At 50.1% G+C, this 15,467-nt stretch carries 15 protein-coding genes; 5 read left to right on the top strand and 10 right to left on the bottom strand.

The genetic code is table 11. The features are described from left to right. Positions 1-6 precede the first annotated feature (6 nt). From xylB to EQP46_RS11840, 7 genes are read right to left on the bottom strand one after another with little or no spacing between them, the layout of a single operon-like run. Positions 7-1,470: a xylulokinase gene (gene xylB, locus EQP46_RS11870; RefSeq protein ID WP_129493857.1), complete on the bottom strand. Its 1,464-nt coding sequence runs from the start codon at positions 1,468-1,470 to the stop codon at positions 7-9. 3 nt (positions 1,471-1,473) lie between these two features. Further along, the gene (locus tag EQP46_RS11865) at positions 1,474-2,283 is read right to left on the bottom strand and encodes an L-iditol 2-dehydrogenase (RefSeq protein ID WP_129493856.1); all 810 of its coding nucleotides are present in this window, start codon (positions 2,281-2,283) and stop codon (positions 1,474-1,476) included. Then, on the bottom strand, positions 2,280-3,680 hold the full coding sequence (locus EQP46_RS11860; protein WP_129493855.1) for a mannitol dehydrogenase family protein: 1,401 nt from the start codon (positions 3,678-3,680) through the stop codon (positions 2,280-2,282). The genes EQP46_RS11865 and EQP46_RS11860 overlap by 4 nt, the downstream gene beginning before the upstream one ends. Beyond that, entirely contained in the window at positions 3,673-4,779 is a 1,107-nt protein-coding gene (locus tag EQP46_RS11855; protein WP_129493854.1) for an ABC transporter ATP-binding protein, read from the bottom strand. Before EQP46_RS11855 ends, EQP46_RS11860 begins: the two co-directional genes overlap by 8 nt. Then, a complete protein-coding gene (locus EQP46_RS11850) occupies positions 4,776-5,609 on the bottom strand; it encodes a carbohydrate ABC transporter permease (RefSeq protein WP_129493853.1) in 834 nt (277 codons plus the stop codon). The genes EQP46_RS11855 and EQP46_RS11850 overlap by 4 nt, the downstream gene beginning before the upstream one ends. A gap of 9 nt (positions 5,610-5,618) precedes the next feature. Then, positions 5,619-6,479, bottom strand: coding sequence for a carbohydrate ABC transporter permease (locus tag EQP46_RS11845; protein ID WP_129493852.1), 861 nt, complete (start codon positions 6,477-6,479; stop codon positions 5,619-5,621). A gap of 60 nt (positions 6,480-6,539) precedes the next feature. Further along, positions 6,540-7,856 carry an ABC transporter substrate-binding protein gene (locus EQP46_RS11840; RefSeq protein ID WP_129493851.1) on the bottom strand — a complete coding sequence of 439 codons (1,317 nt, stop codon included), beginning with the start codon at positions 7,854-7,856 and terminating at the stop codon, positions 6,540-6,542. Between the two features lie 393 nt (positions 7,857-8,249). Here EQP46_RS11840 and EQP46_RS11835 point away from each other — a divergent pair, with 393 nt between their 5' ends. Next, the gene (locus tag EQP46_RS11835; RefSeq protein ID WP_129493850.1) at positions 8,250-10,457 is read left to right on the top strand and encodes an esterase-like activity of phytase family protein; all 2,208 of its coding nucleotides are present in this window, start codon (positions 8,250-8,252) and stop codon (positions 10,455-10,457) included. 165 nt (positions 10,458-10,622) lie between these two features. Here EQP46_RS11835 and EQP46_RS11830 read toward each other — a convergent pair whose 3' ends face one another. The 3 genes from EQP46_RS11830 to EQP46_RS11820 form a co-directional block, all read right to left on the bottom strand. Beyond that, positions 10,623-11,423, bottom strand: coding sequence for a transglutaminase-like domain-containing protein (locus EQP46_RS11830; RefSeq protein ID WP_240671717.1), 801 nt, complete (start codon positions 11,421-11,423; stop codon positions 10,623-10,625). A gap of 9 nt (positions 11,424-11,432) precedes the next feature. Continuing rightward, entirely contained in the window at positions 11,433-11,663 is a 231-nt protein-coding gene (locus EQP46_RS11825) for a DUF350 domain-containing protein (protein ID WP_129493848.1), read from the bottom strand. A gap of 176 nt (positions 11,664-11,839) precedes the next feature. Next, positions 11,840-12,349 carry a GNAT family N-acetyltransferase gene (locus EQP46_RS11820; RefSeq protein ID WP_129493847.1) on the bottom strand — a complete coding sequence of 170 codons (510 nt, stop codon included), beginning with the start codon at positions 12,347-12,349 and terminating at the stop codon, positions 11,840-11,842. A gap of 232 nt (positions 12,350-12,581) precedes the next feature. On the opposite strand from EQP46_RS11820, the gene EQP46_RS11815 reads away from it, so the two are divergent. From EQP46_RS11815 to EQP46_RS11800, 4 genes are all read left to right on the top strand, one after another. Next, on the top strand, positions 12,582-13,142 hold the full coding sequence (locus EQP46_RS11815; protein ID WP_129493846.1) for a PepSY domain-containing protein: 561 nt from the start codon (positions 12,582-12,584) through the stop codon (positions 13,140-13,142). Positions 13,143-13,224: 82 nt separating this feature from the next. Beyond that, on the top strand, positions 13,225-13,491 hold the full coding sequence (locus tag EQP46_RS11810) for a hypothetical protein (RefSeq protein ID WP_129493845.1): 267 nt from the start codon (positions 13,225-13,227) through the stop codon (positions 13,489-13,491). Positions 13,492-13,523: 32 nt separating this feature from the next. Then, positions 13,524-14,222, top strand: a complete 699-nt coding sequence (locus EQP46_RS11805) for a response regulator transcription factor (protein ID WP_129493844.1) — start codon at positions 13,524-13,526, stop codon at positions 14,220-14,222. Beyond that, positions 14,219-15,424, top strand: a complete 1,206-nt coding sequence (locus EQP46_RS11800; protein WP_129493843.1) for a sensor histidine kinase — start codon at positions 14,219-14,221, stop codon at positions 15,422-15,424. The genes EQP46_RS11805 and EQP46_RS11800 overlap by 4 nt, the downstream gene beginning before the upstream one ends. Positions 15,425-15,467 lie beyond the last annotated feature (43 nt).

The raw sequence follows: 15,467 nt of genomic DNA, 5'->3' as shown, positions 1-15,467 counted from the left end.
CGGTTATTATCCATATGTTGGCTCTAGTACCTTAAATAGTGACGAAAATTGCGCGTGTTTATCGGCGTAGAACGCATGCCTTTCTGCATTGGGCATGAATGTTTTTTCGATTGCTGGCGACTGACACACCGCTTCAATCGAGCGTTCTGTATGGCAGAGTATGGCCAGCCGAGTTGCACCCAACGCCGGTCCTGTTTCTGCTCCGTCGTACTTATGGATCACCAGATTTAATACGTCTGAAAGCATTTGTAGCCAGTAATCACTTTTCACGCCTCCGCCAATCGCGCCCAATGAAGATAAATACGTATTGGCGCTTTCTAAGGCGAGTAAGCAATCGCGAAAACTGAATGCAATCCCTTCTAGTATTGCCTGTGTCATTTCATTTCGCGATGTATGGGCCGTCAGCCCTTGAAAACTGCCCGTTGCAAAGGGGTTGTTATGAGGGGTGCGCTCACCGTTTAGATAGGGCATAAAAAATACCCCACGGTGCTGGTCGTTTGCCGCCTCTGCTTCTGAAAGTAACACGTCGATAGGGGTTGATGTGATGGATGAGAACCAGAGCAAGGGACTGGCACCATTGAGCAAACAGGCCATATGGCACCAGCGATCAGGCAAGGCATGTGCGAAAGCATGAATGTACCCTTGAGGATTGGCACTGTGCTGTTCTTTGGCGACAAAGATTTGCCCTGACGTGCCGAGGGAGAGGAACGCGTCACCTTCATTGACGGCTCCAATACCAATGCCGCCCGCAGAAGCATCACCCGCACCGCCTGCGACGAGAATGCCATCAGGAAGCATCAAACGATCTGCAATTTCCGCCAACAGCGTGCCACTGATTTGATTGCCTTCAAGCAGGGTTGGCATGTGCTTGCGCTTGAGGTGACAGGCGCTGAGCAGATCATCATCCCAATCACGCGCTGCTTCATTTAGCCACAAGGTGCCTGCTGCATCGCTGACGTCAGTGCAACACTCTCCTGTTAGCATTAAGCGCACGTAATCTTTGGGCAACATAATTTTATCTATTCGCGCGAAGATATCCGGCTCGTTGTCGTGCAGCCACAGTAGCTTTGGGGCAGTAAAGCCTGGCATGGCTGGCACCCCCGCGCTGTAGCCAATGTCGGGGCATAAACGGTTGAGATCGGCGCTTTCTTTGTGGGCACGTCCGTCGTTCCATAAAATGGCGGGGTAGACAGGCTCTCGTTCCTCATCAAGGCAAACCGCGCCGTGCATTTGACCAGATAGCCCGATGGCGGCCACTCGCTGCCAATGGGATTGATTGCGTTCACGGAGCGCTTCAAAACAATTGAGCGTGCTTTGCCACCAGACAGATGGGTTTTGTTCGTTCCATAGCGCTTGAGGGGAGTCGGTACCGTAAGACACCGACTGGCTATCCAGTACGTCGCCATCAATGTTGACCAATAGGACTTTGACGGCAGACGTCCCGATATCAATACCTAGATAGGTATTCATGGGTTAACTCATCACATTGCCGCCATCGACGTTATACGTCTGTGCGGTAATATAGTCAGAAAGGGGAGAGGCAAGGAAAAGCGCCATGCCCGCAATATCATTCGGCACACCCATACGGCCTAATGGCACTTCTTCGCCAACCAATTTTTTCTTCTCGCCAAGTTGGCGATTTTCGTATTTGGCAAACAAGGCATCGACACTGTCCCACATCGGAGTATCCACGACGCCGGGGGAGATCCCGTTCACCGTGATGCCATGCTCAGCCAGAGCGAGCGCTGCTGATTGGGTATAGCTGATGACGGCGGCTTTTGTGGCGCAGTAATGCGCAACTAACGCTTCTCCTCGACGGCCTGCTTGAGACGCCATATTGATGATTTTTCCGCCTTTCCCTGTTTCTATCATGGCTTTCGCGACATCTTGCATCAAAAAGAACATGGCTTTGACGTTCACGGAAAACACGCGATCAAATTCTTCTTCTGAGGCGTCCAATATTGGGGCCATATTAAAAATAGCGGCGTTGTTGAACAGGACATCAATACTGCCGAATTGCGTGAGTGTTGAGGACACTAAGCGTCTGCGTGTCTCTGCGTCTGTGATGTCACCATGTTGGTAAGTTACGTTATCGCCAAACTTATCAAGAAGAGCGGATATACCCACAGAAGGTTCAACAGGCAGGTCAGCAATGACACACCGTGCGCCACTGGCGAGATATGCATAAGCGACGGCAAGCCCAATGCCGCCATTTGCGCCGGTCAATAATGCGACTTTACCTTCGAGTGTTGGCTTGCCGTGAAGCTCTAGTGACATTGTCATCTGTAACGCTCCTGATATGCGTCCATCGTGATGGTGATTTGCTTTTTAAGGGATTCGCCAAATTCTGGATATTGTTTATTGAGACCTTGCCAGATATCAGGCTCATGGAGAAAAGCGCCAACAGGATCTTGTTGATGCATCCACATTTCGGCGGTTGATAGATAAGGATCTTTATAGTTAAACGCGATACGCCCCCTAATTTTCAGGGATAAAAAACAGTACCAATGCGCAATCAATATGATTGCTGACACTGGGAAGTGTCCACGTTCGAGGTTGAGCCTAACCGTGGGCAAAATAAACTGTGGAAACTTGCTGATGCTATCCATGGCGATCCGCTCTATGGAATCGGCGATGTAGCCATTGCTGAATCGGGAAATAATAATTTGTCGGTAGGCTTCTAAATCGAACGGGCGATCGTCGATGGTCGGAATGACATCTTTTTGATGGTAAGCCTTTAGCCATCCGTTGAGTTCGTCATCATGAATGTTTTGGTCAAACGTTTGGTAACCGCGCAGTGCGCCAACGTAAGACAACATAAAATGCCCGCCGTTTAAGATGCGGATCTTTGCTTCTTCAAAAGCATGAACGTTCTTGGTGAACGTCACGCCTACCGTATCGAGTGCCGGAAATTCGTTGGCTAATTGGTCTTCTATGACCCATTGTTCGAAATCTTCGCCCAAAATGGGACACGCATCATCAACCCCAAGTTGCTGTTTTACCTCGTCAGACAAGGTTGATGGCGGCACTGGCGTGATCCTATCAACCATGGAGCACGGAAAAGTGACGTTCGTTGCCATCCATTGTTTGAGCGTGGTGAGTTGAGCGGCCTCAATAAACTGACCAAATGCGGATGCGAGGCGATTGCCATTGTTGCGAAGGTTATCGCACGTCGCGACGGTGATGGCTCCACCATCCATGTTCTGGCGTGCAATCAATGCAAGCGCGAGAAAACCGTACAGCGTTTTTGGCTGTCCGTTTTGTTGTTGGATCACGCCAACATCATGCGCCACTTCCGGGTGTGAGAGGTTAACGTCGTCATTGTCGTTAAGATAATACCCCCCTTCCGTTACGGTAATCGTTAACGCTTTTACCTTGTCGTCATTGAAGATACGCCTAATCACTGAAGGGTCTGCAGACGCGTCCTCTACACGGTCAATACTGCTAATTTTGATGTATTCGGCATCCCCATTCGGGGCAATGCGTTTGAAGTGATACTGACCATTTTGAGCCCGCAGCGCATCCGGAATGACGCGTGTCTCTTTGCGTAAATTCACGTCTGTGTAATACCAACGATCGCTTTCTGGCAGCGTGTCGTTAAGTAACTGAAGGTAATAGGCTTGATGGCCTCGGTGAAATGCACCAATGCCAAAATGAACAAGTCGTTTATGGTCAGACATGGCTTACCTCACCGTAAATGTTAGATGCTTGTTCTTGGTCATCAAACAAATAGACACGCTGTGTATCCAGTTTCACGCCGATAGTTTGTCGCAACTCGGGCGTGTGTTTAGGATCGGCACGCACCACCACTGTTTCACCGCTCAGGGTTCGGATATACGTGAGAGTTTCACTGCCCAACTGCTCGATGACCTCGACATCGCCTTTCACATCGCCTTCATCTGCGCTGCAGAAAGAGAGGGATTCCGGGCGGAAACCGATAGACGCCGATGCGGTTGCGCGCTCATCAAACATGGCTGCTGGCAGCGTAGTGCGCGCATCTTCGTTGAAGGTTATTTCTACGTTTTCGCCCGACGCCACCACCTTGTTGACGGGCAATACGTTCATTTTTGGTGTGCCGATAAAGGTCGCCACAAAGCGGTTCGCAGGCTGGTGGTAGAGCTCGAGTGGTGTGCCAATTTGTGCGACTTCACCTTGGCTCATGATCACCACTTTATCCGCCAGCGTCATGGCTTCAATCTGATCGTGGGTGACGTAAATCATGGTGCTTTGAAGCTCTTGGTGTAGACGCGAGAGCTCAATGCGCATTTCAACACGAAGCGCGGCATCAAGGTTTGAGAGAGGCTCATCAAACAGGAACACTTTCGGGTTACGCACAATCGCACGTCCAATGGCAACACGCTGGCGCTGACCGCCTGACAACGCCTTGGGCTTGCGATCTAACAGCGCATCCAGCTTGAGTGCTTTCGATACTTTTGCGACCTTTTGTTCTATTTCGTCTTGCGGGCGTTTTGCCAGCTTTAGCGCGAAAGACATGTTGTCTTTCACCGACATGTGCGGATAAAGCGCGTAGCTTTGGAACACCATTGCCACGTCGCGCTTGGACGGGTGGGTTTCTATGATCGACTCACCGTCCAATTGAATGTCGCCCTCTGAGGATGACTCTAAGCCTGCAATCGTTCTAAGTAACGTGGATTTCCCACAACCGGATGGGCCGACAAAGACAACGAATTCGCCTTTTTTAATCTCAAAATCGATGTCCTTGAGTGCAAGGACGTCACCGTACTTTTTATATAAATGTTTGACTTGTAAGTAGCTCATTTAACAGCCCCAAAGGTTAATCCCTGAACCAGTTGTTTCTGACAGAACCAACCGAGAATGATGATAGGTGCGCAGGCTAGCGTCGATGCGGCGGACAGTTTTGCCCAGAACAAGCCTTCCGGGCTTGAGTAAGTCGAAATCATCGTCGCGAGCGTACCCGCATTGGCAGAGGTCAGGTTGATTGACCAAAATGCTTCGTTCCAGCTCAGCACAATTGAGAGCAGCGCGGTGGATGCGATACCTCCCAAAGACAGAGGAATAAGCACATGTCGGATTTCTCCCAAGGTATCTGCGCCATCAAGACGGACAGCTTCTAAGATGTCACGCGGGATATCTTTGAAGTAAGAGAACAACATCCACACCACAATCGGCAGATTGATCAGCGTGTAAATGATGGTCAGCGCTAAGGTGGTGTCGAGTAATCCTGTTTTCTGGCAAAGCACATAGATGGGGACCAACACCCCAACCGCAGGCAGCATCTTGGTGGACAGCATCCACAGCAGCATGTCTTTCGTGCGTTTGGCGGGGTAAAACGCCATGGAATAGGCCGCAGGAATGGCGATGATCAGCGCCAAAATGGTCGAGCCAAATGCGGTGATCACCGAGTTAATCGCAAACTTCAGGTAGTCACTGCGCTCTTGCACAATGCCGAAGTTTTCCACGGTCGGTTCGAAGATAAAGCTCGGTGGCACGGAGATCGCCTGCTGTTCGGTTTTGAACGCGGTGATCAGCATCATCAAAATGGGAAAGAACACAATCAGCGCAATGGCCCAGCAAATGATGGGGCGCAACCAACCTGTTTGATCGATAAGTGAAACGTCTTTAGCCATGATGCCTCCCTATGCCACCAAGTTTTTGCCAATCGCACGTATCAAGAAGAACGCAACGATGTTGGCGAGAATGACGGCAATTAAGCCACCGGCGGAAGCCACACCCACATCAAATTGCATTAACGCTTGCGCAAAGATGAGGAAAGCTAAGTTGGTCGATTCGTAGCCCGGGCCACCGCCCGTGGTCACGAAGATTTCAGCAAAGATCGATAACATGAAGATGGTTTCAATCATCATCACCACCGCAATCGGGCGCGCCAAATGGGGCAGGGTGAGATAACGAAACACTTGCCATCCGGTCGCGCCATCAAGCAGCGCTGCTTCTTTCTGTTCGTGGTCCATCGATTGCAATGACGTGATAAATATCAGCAAGGCGAAGGGCATCCATTGCCAACTCACCATGGTAATGATCGAGCCGAGCGGGAAGGCGGTAAGCCAATCTATGGGTTCCAACCCTACACTTTCCCACAACGCCGCCAATACGCCATAAACGGGGTGCATCATCATGTTTTTCCAAATCAATGCGTTGACGGTGGGCATGATGAAAAAGGGTGAAATCAACAAGACGCGTGCGATGCCGCGACCCAAAAACGGTTTGTCTAATGCAATAGCAATCAGCAAGGCACCAACCACGGTGACAACCAACACCATGCCAACGAGCGTCAGTGTGTTGATCAATGCGGGCCAAAATGCATCGTCGGTGTAAAAGAACTCAAAGTTCATTGACCCGATAAAATCGTTCTCTCCGGGATACAGCAGGTTATATCTGATGGTTGAAAAATAGATCGTCATGGAGAGAGGAACGATCATCCAGAGCAGCAAGCTGACAAAGGAGGGCGCAACCAACAGTCGAGGTAACCATTTTTGCATGAGCGACTACCAATAACGGAAGATAAGAAGCCGGACAGCGCACTGTCCGGCGATAGGGATTTACTTGTAGTAGCCTGATTTACGCATTTCGCGGTCTGCAGACTTGTTGGCACTTTGCAGTGCTTTTTCTACGGTTGTTTTGCCTGCCAGTGCAGAGGAAAGCTGCTGACCGGTGGCAATACCGATGGCTTGGAACTCAGGGATGGCAGCAAACTGAACACCGATGTAAGGGCTTGGGTTCTGGGTGCTGTTGCTTGGATCGGCAGAGTTAATCGCAGCAAGTTCTGCTTCTGCGAAGGATGCAGCATCCAGGAAGGCTTGTGTTGCGTAAGTGGATTGACGGGTGCCTGTTGGTACGCTTGCCCAACCGTTGTTTTCAGCTACCAGCTGGATGTATTCTTTTGACGTTGCCCATTTCACGAATTTCTCAGCGGCTTCTGAATTTTTGGAAGCAGACGGAACGGCGAGTGCCCACGCCCACAACCAGTTAGCACCGCGGTCAGTCACGGCCACTGGCGATTGCGCGAACGCCACTTTGTCATGCACTTTGCTCTGCTTAGGATCGGTAATGAACGAAGCAGCGATCGTGGCATCAATCCACATGCCACACTTGCCTTCGTTAAACAGGGCGAGGATTTCGTTAAAGCTGTTTGAACTTGAGCCTGGAGGGCCGTAGCTGTTAAGAAGGTCAACATAGAAGCTCACAGCATGGTTCCACTCTGGCGAGTTAAGTTGTGGTTTCCAATCTTCGTCGAACCATTGGGCACCGAACGAGTTTGCCATGGTGGTCACGAACGCCGTGTTGTCACCCCAACCGGGTTTACCACGTAAACAAATGCCGTAAACGCCGTTGTCAGGATCGTGAATGGCAGCCGCAACATCGCGAATGTGTCCCCATGTTGCGCGATCAGGCACGGTCATACCGGCTTTGTCTACGAGATCTTTACGGTACATGACCATGGAGCTTTCACCGTAGAAAGGCACGGCGTAGAGTTTGCCATCCACAGACAAGCCTGCACGCATCGCTGGGAGTAAGTCATCTGCATCATAGGCAGCATCGGTCTTGATTTCGTTCAACCAGCCTTTTTTGCCCCAAATGGGGGTTTCGTACATGCCAATTGTCATGACATCAAATTGGCCGCCTTTGGTGGCGATGTCTGTGGTTACACGTTGGCGAAGAACTCCTTCCTCTAGAGTCACCCAGTTGAGCGTGATGTCAGGGTTTTGCTTTTCAAATACTTCGCTAAACTTCTGCATTTCGATCATGTGACCATTATTGACCGTGGCAATGGTCAATTCTGTTGCCGCATTGGCAGACATAGAGAGGGCGGTACAGCATGCAGCAAAGGCAGTTAACGTTTTCCTTGTAGACAGCATTTTTAGTTCCTCATGGTTAAGAAGATGTTGACTAGGGGTAATTAACATCTGTGCAACAATGAAAGTACAAAAAAAGGCAAGAGTGAATAAAAGCGGTGTAGAAAAGTACTTTTCTTCATGAGGAATGATGATTTTTTTACTTCGTGTGTTGCGTTTCGTTGAGAAAATTAGACGACTTTTGTTGTTATGTGTCTGCTTTGAAATACAGTGATTTCTGGGTGAAAAGCCGTTATTGCGTATCGAGATAGGGAAAAAGCGCGGTTTTATCCATGCTGAATGCTTCATTGAATCCACAATTCAATGCCATAACGGAACTGCCATGTTTATGTCATGCCAATGTCACCTTGAATCGGAAAAGTAGCGACCCTCAACGGAAGTTAATGGAGTAACCTCATGCGTACACAACGCTCTCTACTATTTTCATTGCTGGCGGTATCTGTCAGCGCAGGTGTTCATGCTACTGACGCGGCGTCGTTTCATCGTATAAGTGCATTTTCGACGGCAAACAACATTCCTCCCCATCTTGAAAAAACGCATGAAAGCTCGGCAGAAATTATTGCCGCGAGTGAAGATGGCAACACGCTTGTTTACTCAGACAGCCCGCTGAAAGGCGTTGGGATTATCGACATCACCAACCCGAAAAAACCGCAAGGTAAGGGTTTCATTACCTTTGACGGCGAACCGACATCCATCGATGTTGTTGGCAACACCTTTGTTACCGCCATCAACACCTCTGAAAGCTATACCCAACCGTCGGGCTACCTTACTCAGCGTGACGTAAACAACAGCCAATCACTCGCGACATGTGATTTGGGCGGGCAACCTGATTCCGTGGCCGTGGCAAAAGACGGCAGTTTTGTGGCCGTGGCGATTGAAAACGAACGCGATGAAGACTTAAACGACGGTGTGTTGCCGCAATTCCCAGCGGGGCATTTGTCTTTGGTGCCATTGAAAAACGGCGTGCTGGATTGTGACAACCTAACGCGTGTGGCAATGACTGGCCTGTCGGACATTGCACCGAACGACCCAGAGCCAGAGTTTGTTGACATAAACAGCCTTGGGGAAGTGGTGGTAACGCTGCAAGAGAACAACCACATCGTCCTCGTGGACGGCATGAAAGGCGAAGTGATGGCTGACTTCAGTGCTGGCGCAGTAGACCTTAAGAATGTGGATCTAGACGAAGAACGCGCACTGACGTTCGCGGGCACGAAACTGGCGGTAAAACGCGAACCGGATGCTGTGAAATGGCTCGACGATGCGCGTTTTGTTACCGCCAATGAAGGGGATTACGAAGGCGGATCTCGCGGCTTTACGATCTTCGACAAGCGCGGCAAAGTGCTGTTTGAATCCGGCCTTGATTTTGAATACCGCGTGGCATTGGCGGGACATTACCCTGAAAAACGCTCCGGCAACAAAGGCGCAGAACCTGAAGGCTTGGAAGTGGCGACCTATAACGGTCAGCGCTATATCTTCGTGATGTCAGAACGTGGCTCAGTGGTGGGCGTTTATCGTGATACAGGCGCAGCACCAGAATTTGTTCAGCTGCTGCCATCGGGCATTTCACCAGAATCTGCGGCAGCGATGCCAAGCCGAGGTTTGTTAGCCACGGCGAATGAGAAAGATTTGATTGAAGATGGCGGCGCGCGTGCGCACGTCATGCTGTATGAAATCAGCAATGAAGCACCTGCTTACCCGCAGATTGAATCTGTGATGGTCGACGGCAAACCTATCGGTTGGGGCGCGTTGTCGGGTTTGGTGGCAGATCCAAACAAGGCAAACACGCTTTACGCAGTGAACGACAGTTTCTACAAAGCACAGCCTTCCATCTTTGTGATTGATGCAGCGTCGACGCCAGCAAAAATCACGAAACGCATTCCTGTGATGAAAGACGGTGAATCGGCGAAGAAACTCGATCTTGAAGGCATCACGACAGACGGCAAAGGCGGCTTTTGGCTCGCGTCTGAAGGTCGCGCTGACAAAGGCATCGCCCATGCGCTTTACCGCACTGATGCAAACGGCAACATCATTGAGACGGTCAACTTCCCTGCTGAGTTAATGGCCGTTGAAAAACGCTATGGTGCGGAAGGCATTACCCGTGTTGGCGATAATCTGTGGATTGCGATTCAGCGTGGTTGGAAAGATGACCCTGAAAACATGGTGAAACTGGTGCAGTACAACACCCAATCAGGCGCGTGGGGCGCTGTGCGTTACCCAACCGAGAAAGCGGAAACAGGTTGGGTTGGGTTATCTGAAATCACCGCTCATGAAGGGGCGCTTTACATCATCGAACGCGATAACCAGATTGGCGATGCGGCGAAAGTGAAGCAACTGACGCGTGTGATTTTAGCCGATGCAACGCCTGCACCTTTGGGCGGCGAGCTGCCGACGGTACGCAAAGACTTGGTGTATGACTTCTTACCCGATTTGAAAGCGCAAGGCGGTTACGTTACCGACAAGATTGAAGGTTTTGCCATCACCAAAGACGGTCGTGCGTTTGCTGTGACAGATAATGACGGTGTGGATGACAGCAGCGGCGAGACCTTCTTCTTTGCGCTGAAAAAAGAGGGCAAGGTGCTAGATTTCGCATCAATGCGCCCTTAACCAAATAGGGTGCGTGACACATGCTTTGTGTTATGCACTAAAAAGATTTGTCTGTTCATTTTCATGTCTGGAACCGACAAAAAACGCCAGCAACTTCAACGTGCTGGCGTTTTACCTTTTTCACTGAGCACCAAACCATGGTCAGCTACAACAAGCCGTCTGAACTCATGGTGATATCGGTGTGTATCGACTCATCAATCGCCATGACGATGATTCGTAATTCGTGGTTAAGGCAGAGCCTTGGTTGACCCAGTAATGCTCACGGTTAAACATCGCCGTAGGGTGATATTTCGGCAGGGTTGACGCTAAAGGATATTGTCGCCCAAAACCGCTTTTTTGCGTTGCCTCCAGCACATACTGTTTTCCCTTATACAGCATGACTACCCAGGCATGGCCTCCGCCATCATAATCGCCAATGGCAACGCGTGCGTCATACCCCAATTCAATCAGCCAGTCGGCCAACAAAATCGCATGATCTTCGCAATCCCCCGAGGGGTAGAAATACGACTGCTTGCTTGTTTGCCAGATTTCCATCTTCCCTTTGTACTGCTCATGGTCATATTGGTATTTCTTTTTACGCGCAATGGTGAGCATGGGGATGAGCGGGTTATCTACCTTGAAGGGAAGATAACCTTCGAGGTAACTGTGCGTCAGGTGAAAGTCGCCGTTGATGTCGGGCGCGAGCGACGTAAATTCACCAATTCCCCGTTCACGGTAGCTGTAAATCGCGTACTTGCCTTTAAGCTCGTTTTTCCATTTCTGAATTTGATATTGCGTGATGTACCGATTACTCGGGATCACCTTTAGCTCGCCTCGCTCGCCAGAAAACGCCACGTCTTTTTCAGTCAATGTGCTCTGAGATTTCGCCATCAACTTCTTGGTTTCTTCGCTGATCGCATCTTTCTTCTCTTGCAGATAACCCGAGAGAAAAATCAGTCCGGCGACGAGGGGAAAGACTTTGACCATTCCCATGGTTTAAGAGCGAAAGCCGAAGGCCACAATCACGGCAACGAAGATCAAAATGGTCGAAGCAAAAATGGCCACAGCCACATTGCCTTTTTTCATTTCCTCTTCGATATCCACGCTTTTCAGCAGCTTTTTGTCGACCCACAGCAGAGCGTAAACGCCCACGAGCAGGGAAATGATGGTGTAAATCAGGTTGATGGAAAGGTTAAGGACAGAGGCGATGAAAAATTCGCTACCCATGTTTGTGCTCCTTGCGACATGCGTGTGTATGTAGAAGTAAACGAGGGTAACGGTTTACGCGCTGAGAGACGAATTTGAGGTGCAAGCTTGCGAATGTCGTCAACACATAGCATGTCGATGTCTAGTTTGTTGAGGTTAAACGTTTTAAAGCGGCCTGCCTTTGGTCAAAAACATGGTCATTCAAAATGGTATTCATAGTGACAAAGCGAAAGATGCTTCCCCTTTACGACAGTGCCGTTTTTCTCTTTGCGAGTGAGGGTGAATCCGGTTTTCTTCAATACAACGTGAGAGGCATGATTTTCTGTGGTGACTTTGGCAAGCACGTAAGGCGTCGCCAATTGACGTCTGCAGATAGTCAGCAATGCTGCGACAGCTTGTGTAGCGATGCCTTTGCCAATGTGCGATTGGCAAACGCGATAGCCGATTTCGACAAAATCAGGGCGGATTGTATGAATGTTCGCCCGCGCGACAATCTCCGTGCCTTGGTAGACCACATACATTAAATGGGACTCGTCACCTTGGGTTTGCACGAGCTTTTGCGTTGCAGCGGTGAGCCCTACGCGGTCGAAATAGCGCGATGGTCGGGGCGGAATATGTTGTTCAAACCACCCCTTATTGCGGCATTCAAAATCCAACAACGCATCACAATCATCCATGGAAAGGGGCGAGAGGGTGACCGGGTGCATTTGATGGCTCCGTTTGTGTTTAAAAAGCAGTTTTTACAATGTAAATCGCGCGGTTAAGACGCGTGATCGTGATGCCACCAAACTACCACGTTTGTCTGAAAATGACAGACCGCTGCCAACCTTACAAAAATGTATAGTTCAGGAAAACTCCTCGCAAGATGACTTGAGTAAAGTGAACACATCGACAGGGACATCACCTTGTCTGGTTAATACCAATAACGAGGAAACCACCATGAAAAAGTCATCAATGTTTAAGCCTGCTGCAATGTCTACCCTACTTGGTGTGAGCACCCTAATGGTCATGGGCACTGCGTATGCCGGTGACGACGCACCAAAATCCATGACCGAAGATTCCGTCACCTTGCTGCAAGCGGTTGAGTTGGCAAAAACCAACACAGGCGGCGTCCCAATGGAAGTCGAGCGTGATGTCGAAATGGGCCAATCTTTCTATGAGATTGAACTGGCGGGTAAGAATGGCGAATCCTTCTACACCGTGATCAACAGCAACACTGGCGAAGTGATATTGAACAGTAACAACCGCCGCAAGCACGATGATGATCACCATGACAGCGATGACCAGCTTGAAAATGCATTGTGGTTGTCTGGGCTGAACAGCGGCCAATACCAATCGCTAGAAGACGTGGTTAAACAAGCGGAAGCAGAACTGAGCGGCAAAGCTTACAGCGTTGAAATCGACGAGCACCGCGGCAACTACGTGTACGAAGTGAAACTGGTGACGGCGAACGGTCGCACGGTAGAAACTGAAATTGATGCAATGGCGGTGGCGAAATAATCCCCCGTTGTTTGAGTAAATGCGAACGACCCAAGTCAATAAAACGGGGTGTGCTTTCAAACACCCCATTAAGGAGAAGACCATGAGTGAATCAAGTATGTATTCGAATATGTGGAAACGTGCAAAAAACCTATCTAAAAACGTGCGTGAAAATGGATTGCAAGCCTTAGGCGGTGTTGTTGCTTTCTCTCTGTTTTTTATGATGGGACTGGTTACACTAGGAGCATGTTTACTTGCCGGTGTTGCCGCGATCATCATGATGAAATGGCAACAACGCAAAGCGGCGCAAAATGATGTTGCTAACCCAACGGAAGAAAGCGCACCAAATGATCCAATCGTTGCGGCGTAAGCCGCAGCGTTTTTTTAGAAGAGAGAACCGACATGCGCGTGTTACTGGTTGAAGATGATGTCAGTCTGAGCAGTTTTGTTGAAAAAGGCCTGCGAGAAGCGGGGCATCAGGTCGAAGTCGCCGACGACGGCAAGTACGCGTTGACACTTTGCATGACGGAACAATTTGATGTGGCGATCGTCGATCGCATGCTGCCCGGCCTTGATGGCTTGTCGTTAGTGAAGGCACTACGCGCTGCACAAATTGGTACACCTATTTTGTTTCTTACCTCCCTCGGCGGTGTTGATGATCGCGTGGAAGGCCTAGAAGCGGGGGGCGACGATTATCTCACCAAGCCCTTTGCATTTTCTGAATTGATTGCCCGCGTAACGGCGCTTTCTCGCCGCGCTGTGCTGACCTCCACCGAAACGAAACCGGAATTATCGTTTGGCGATTTGGTATTGAATTTGTTTGAGCACACCGCCACCCGACAAGGGCAACTCCTCGATTTACAGCCCAAGGAATTTCGTATTCTTGAGCTCTTTTTGCGCCACCCTGGCCGTGTGATTACACGTACTATGTTGCTTGAGCATGTGTGGGATATTCATTTCGATCCCCAAACCAGCGTGGTAGAAACGCACATCAGCCGCCTTCGAAACAAAGTAGAAAAGCCGTTCGGCGACTCCCTGATCCAAACCGTTCGCGGCGCGGGCTACAAACTTGAACACCGCACCAGTGAGGGCGCTAAATGAAGCAAATGCTGAGAGACGCATGGCAGCGCAAGTTCTCAATGCATTACTTGCTGAATCGCCTTCCTACCAAATTGAAAAGCTCGGCCATTCAACAGGGCATCATGTTTGGCCTTGTCTCTGTGTTTAGCCTCGTGTTGATGGCGACCGTGACCATTCTTTACGTGGATTATGAACTGAGCAAACAAAACCGAGAAATCGTCAAAGAATCCAAGCAACTCGCGATTGGTGTTGAACATGATATCGATGAAGATCCCATCGAAGATGATGAGATTCTTGCAGTGTTAACGTCGGGCTTTATTCTGGCGGGTGTCTTGGTGTCCATTTTCACCACCGCGATCGTCATCGGCATGAGTCGCTTGAGTCAGCAGCGCATCTCTCGCATTGAGCGGGTACTCAGCGCGGCAGCAGAAGGGGATCTTTCCGCTCGAACGGGCGAGATGCACACCTATAACGATTTGGCGCGTATTTCCGTGTCTGTCGATGAGATGCTGTCTCGCCTTGAAGGCTCAGTAGCCGCCATGAGCGACATTTCTGCCAACATCGCTCATGAACTCAAAACCCCGATCACCCGCCTTCGCCATAACCTGCTGACGCTCCGTCAAGACGTAGACGATTCGGAAAACGGCATGGATGAAAGCTTGATCGCAGAGTTAGATCAGGCGCTGGTGGACTCGCAACGGTTAGCGTCTATTTTTGATGCCTTGCTGCGCATCACCCAGATTGAGTCTGGCGCACGACGCAGCCGATTTACTGACACCGATCTGACGCAAATCGTCGATACGGTGGCAGAAATTTATGTCGATGTTGCCGAAGATGCCGAGATGCAACTGGTGGTAGAAAAACCGTCGCAACCCTTGATGATTCAAGGCGACCGAGAGTTGCTAATTCAACAAGTGGCTAACTTGATTGAAAACGCCCTGAGGTATTGCCCTGCGGGCAGCAAAATCACATTAAGCTGTGGTTTGGATAACGAAAGTAACGACGTGTGGCTGCGCGTGGAAGACAACGGCCCTGGCATTCCAGAGGCGGAGATGGAGCGTGTGTTCGAGCGCTTATATCGCGTAGACAAAAGCCGCACTGACGGCGGCTTAGGGCTAGGGCTCTCTTTGGCAAAAGCCGTTGCAGGGCTACACCACGGGACGATCAGCTTGCATCATGCGTCACCCGGCCTAGGCGTGAAAGTGTCCATGCCAGCAGCATAGCGAAGACACGCTACCCATCAAAAGAAACGCCCCAGCATTGTCT

Source organism: Enterovibrio baiacu (assembly GCF_004120195.1).
Lineage (GTDB): Bacteria > Pseudomonadota > Gammaproteobacteria > Enterobacterales > Vibrionaceae > Enterovibrio > Enterovibrio baiacui.
The sequence above is the reverse complement of the archived record's forward strand: the minus strand, read 5'-3'. Positions and strand labels throughout refer to the sequence as shown.

Bases quoted from the DNA above. Each gene is read 5' to 3' on its own strand.
- xylB (WP_129493857.1), bottom strand. From the start codon at position 1,470: ATGAATACCTATCTAGGTATTGATATCGGGACGTCTGCCGTCAAAGTC.
- EQP46_RS11840 (WP_129493851.1), bottom strand. From the start codon at position 7,856: ATGCTGTCTACAAGGAAAACGTTAACTGCCTTTGCTGCATGCTGTACC.
- EQP46_RS11845 (WP_129493852.1), bottom strand. From the start codon at position 6,479: ATGCAAAAATGGTTACCTCGACTGTTGGTTGCGCCCTCCTTTGTCAGC.
- EQP46_RS11865 (WP_129493856.1), bottom strand. From the start codon at position 2,283: ATGACAATGTCACTAGAGCTTCACGGCAAGCCAACACTCGAAGGTAAA.
- EQP46_RS11810 (WP_129493845.1), top strand. From the start codon at position 13,225: ATGAGTGAATCAAGTATGTATTCGAATATGTGGAAACGTGCAAAAAAC.
- EQP46_RS11835 (WP_129493850.1), top strand. From the start codon at position 8,250: ATGCGTACACAACGCTCTCTACTATTTTCATTGCTGGCGGTATCTGTC.
- EQP46_RS11850 (WP_129493853.1), bottom strand. From the start codon at position 5,609: ATGGCTAAAGACGTTTCACTTATCGATCAAACAGGTTGGTTGCGCCCC.
- EQP46_RS11855 (WP_129493854.1), bottom strand. From the start codon at position 4,779: ATGAGCTACTTACAAGTCAAACATTTATATAAAAAGTACGGTGACGTC.
- EQP46_RS11830 (WP_240671717.1), bottom strand. From the start codon at position 11,423: ATGGTCAAAGTCTTTCCCCTCGTCGCCGGACTGATTTTTCTCTCGGGT.
- EQP46_RS11805 (WP_129493844.1), top strand. From the start codon at position 13,524: ATGCGCGTGTTACTGGTTGAAGATGATGTCAGTCTGAGCAGTTTTGTT.
- EQP46_RS11825 (WP_129493848.1), bottom strand. From the start codon at position 11,663: ATGGGTAGCGAATTTTTCATCGCCTCTGTCCTTAACCTTTCCATCAAC.
- EQP46_RS11860 (WP_129493855.1), bottom strand. From the start codon at position 3,680: ATGTCTGACCATAAACGACTTGTTCATTTTGGCATTGGTGCATTTCAC.
- EQP46_RS11800 (WP_129493843.1), top strand. From the start codon at position 14,219: ATGAAGCAAATGCTGAGAGACGCATGGCAGCGCAAGTTCTCAATGCAT.
- EQP46_RS11815 (WP_129493846.1), top strand. From the start codon at position 12,582: ATGAAAAAGTCATCAATGTTTAAGCCTGCTGCAATGTCTACCCTACTT.
- EQP46_RS11820 (WP_129493847.1), bottom strand. From the start codon at position 12,349: ATGCACCCGGTCACCCTCTCGCCCCTTTCCATGGATGATTGTGATGCG.